Consider the following 3,494-nt stretch of genomic DNA (forward strand, 5'->3'; position numbering starts at 1 on the left):
GTGTTCGGCGGTGTCCTACTCTCCCACACCCTGTCGAGTGCAGTACCATCGGCGCTGGAGGGCTTAGCTTCCGGGTTCGGAATGGGACCGGGCGTTTCCCCTCCGCTATGGCCGCCGTAACTCTGCGAAACAGTGTCACGAGCGAACCTGTCACCCACACACGTGTGGGTAGCGGATTCGTGTATTCGGTTGTGTTACTGAACAACTACTCGTGTGTTGTTTCAGATATTGCACAGTGGACGCGTAGCTTCTTTGTGGTAAGTCCTCGGCCTATTAGTACCAGTCACCTGCATACATTGCTGTACTTCCAGTTCTGGCCTATCAACCCGGTGGTCTGCCGGGGGCCTTACCCCCTCGAGGGGGTGAGAAACCTCATCTTGGAACAGGCTTCCCGCTTAGATGCTTTCAGCGGTTATCCCTTCCGAACGTAGCCAACCAGCGGTGCTCCTGGTGGAACAACTGGCACACCAGAGGTTCGTCCGTCCCGGTCCTCTCGTACTAGGGACAGCCTTCCTCAAGTTTCTTACGCGCGCGGCGGATAGAGACCGAACTGTCTCACGACGTTCTAAACCCAGCTCGCGTGCCGCTTTAATGGGCGAACAGCCCAACCCTTGGGACCTACTCCAGCCCCAGGATGCGACGAGCCGACATCGAGGTGCCAAACCATCCCGTCGATATGGACTCTTGGGGAAGATCAGCCTGTTATCCCCGGGGTACCTTTTATCCGTTGAGCGACACCGCTTCCACTTGCCGGTGCCGGATCACTAGTCCCGACTTTCGTCCCTGCTCGACTTGTCAGTCTCACAGTCAAGCTCCCTTGTGCACTTGCACTCGACACCTGATTGCCAACCAGGCTGAGGGAACCTTTGGGCGCCTCCGTTACATTTTAGGAGGCAACCGCCCCAGTTAAACTACCCACCAGGCACTGTCCCTGAACCAGATCATGGTCCGAGGTTGAGGTATCCAATACGATCAGAGTGGTATTTCAACAACGACTCCACAGTAACTGGCGTCACCGCTTCACAGTCTCCCACCTATCCTACACAAACCGAACCGAACACCAATACCAAGCTGTAGTGAAGGTCCCGGGGTCTTTTCGTCCTGCCGCGCGTAACGAGCATCTTTACTCGTAATGCAATTTCGCCGAGTCTATGGTTGAGACAGCTGAGAAGTCGTTACGCCATTCGTGCAGGTCGGAACTTACCCGACAAGGAATTTCGCTACCTTAGGATGGTTATAGTTACCACCGCCGTTTACTGGGGCTTAAATTCTCAGCTTCGCCATTACTGGCTAACCGGTCCTCTTAACCTTCCAGCACCGGGCAGGCGTCAGTCCGTATACATCGTCTTACGACTTCGCACGGACCTGTGTTTTTAGTAAACAGTCGCTTCTCACTGGTCTCTGCGGCCCACACCAGCTCAGGAAGCAAGTTCCATCACCGGCAGGGGCCCCCCTTCTCCCGAAGTTACGGGGGCATTTTGCCGAGTTCCTTAACCATAGTTATCTCGATCGCCTTAGTATTCTCTACCTGACCACCTGTGTCGGTTTGGGGTACGGGCCGTGTAACAACTCACTAGAGGCTTTTCTCGGCAGCATAGGATCACTGAATTCGCCTCAATCGGCTACGCATCACCTCTCAGGCTTCATGAACGGCGGATTTGCCTACCGTTCGCCCTACAGGCTTACACCAGTACAACCACTGACTGGCCCAGCTACCTTCCTGCGTCACCCCATCGCTTGGCTACTACCAGATCAGGTCCCACGCATCCACCACACGCCTCACTCTCGAAAGAGATCGGTCATATGGATTCAGGGTGGTTAGTGTCACTGATTCACCATGGGCGCGGTTACACGGGTACGGGAATATCAACCCGTTGTCCATCGGCTACGCCTGTCGGCCTCGTCTTAGGTCCCGACTCACCCTGGGCGGATTAACCTGGCCCAGGAACCCTTGGTCATTCGGCGGACGAGTTTCTCACTCGTCTTTCGCTACTCATGCCTGCATTCTCACTCGCGCAGCCTCCACACCTGGATCACTCCGATGCTTCCATGGCTGCACGACGCTCCCCTACCCACCCACACACCTGCACACAGATCCGCAGACCTGAATGGGGCTATTGTGTGAGTGCCGCAGCTTCGGTGGTGTACTTGAGCCCCGCTACATTGTCGGCGCAGGATCACTTGACCAGTGAGCTATTACGCACTCTTTCAAGGGTGGCTGCTTCTAAGCCAACCTCCTGGTTGTCTTCGCGACCCCACATCCTTTTCCACTTAGTACACGCTTAGGGACCTTAGCTGGCGATCTGGGCTGTTTCCCTCTCGACTACGAACCTTATCGCCCGCAGTCTCACTGCCACGCTCTCACTCACCGGCATTCGGAGTTTGGCTGATTTCGGTAAGCTTGTAGGCCCCCTAGACCATCCAGTAGCTCTACCTCCGGTGAGAAACACGTGACGCTGCACCTAAATGCATTTCGGGGAGAACCAGCTATCACGGAGTTTGATTGGCCTTTCACCCCTACCCACAACTCATCCCCTCAGTTTTCAACCTAAGTGGGTTCGGTCCTCCACGACGTCTTACCGTCGCTTCAACCTGGCCATGGGTAGATCACTCCGCTTCGGGTCTAGAACACGCCACTACACACCTCACGGTGATACGCCCTATTCGGACTCGCTTTCGCTACGGCTACCCCACACGGGTTAACCTCGCGACATGCCACTAACTCGCAGGCTCATTCTTCAAAAGGCACGCCATCACCAGCCATGACAAGTCATGCACCGGCTTTGACGGATTGTAAGCGCACGGTTTCAGGTACTATTTCACTCCCCTCCCGGGGTACTTTTCACCTTTCCCTCACGGTACTAGTCCGCTATCGGTCACCAGGGAGTATTCAGGCTTATCGGGTGGTCCCGACAGATTCACAGCAGATTTCACGGGCCCGCTGCTACTTGGGTATCCACAACGACAGTTGCAATGTTTTCGTCTACGGGACTCTCACCCTCTACGACAGGCCGTTCCAGACCACTTCGACTAACACCACAATTTCTCACTGTCGGCCGATCCGGCAGAATCGACAATGCAAACCCCACAACCCTCCATACGCAACCCCTGCCGGGTATCACACGCACAAAGTTTGGCCTCATCCGCTTTCGCTCGCCACTACTCACGGAATCACTATTGTTTTCTCTTCCTGTGGGTACTGAGATGTTTCACTTCCCCACGTTCCCTCCACACACCCTATATATTCAGATGCGGGTAACACGACATCACTCGTGCTGGGTTTCCCCATTCGGACACCCTCGGATCACAGCTCGGTTGACAGCTCCCCGAGGCTTATCGCAGCCTCCTACGTCCTTCATCGGCTCCTGGTGCCAAGGCATCCACCGTACGCTCTTCATTACTTACAACAAAGATGCTCGCGTCCACTGTGCAATTCTCAAACAACACACACAACCCAGACTCACAGCAGCACCAGCCACTTCCCGAAAGAAACG

General features: G+C 55.2%; 2 rRNA genes. Both read right to left on the reverse strand.

From position 1 onward, the window contains the following. Nucleotides 1-2: 2 nt before the first annotated feature. A 5S ribosomal RNA gene (gene rrf, locus CH278_RS09675) occupies nucleotides 3-119 on the reverse strand. A gap of 134 nt (nucleotides 120-253) precedes the next feature. Further along, nucleotides 254-3,407, reverse strand: a 23S ribosomal RNA gene (locus CH278_RS09680). Nucleotides 3,408-3,494: the final 87 nt, after the last annotated feature.

The sequence above is a fragment of the Rhodococcus sp. 05-2254-5 genome, assembly GCF_002258575.1.
In the GTDB taxonomy this organism is placed as follows: domain Bacteria; phylum Actinomycetota; class Actinomycetes; order Mycobacteriales; family Mycobacteriaceae; genus Rhodococcoides; species Rhodococcoides fascians.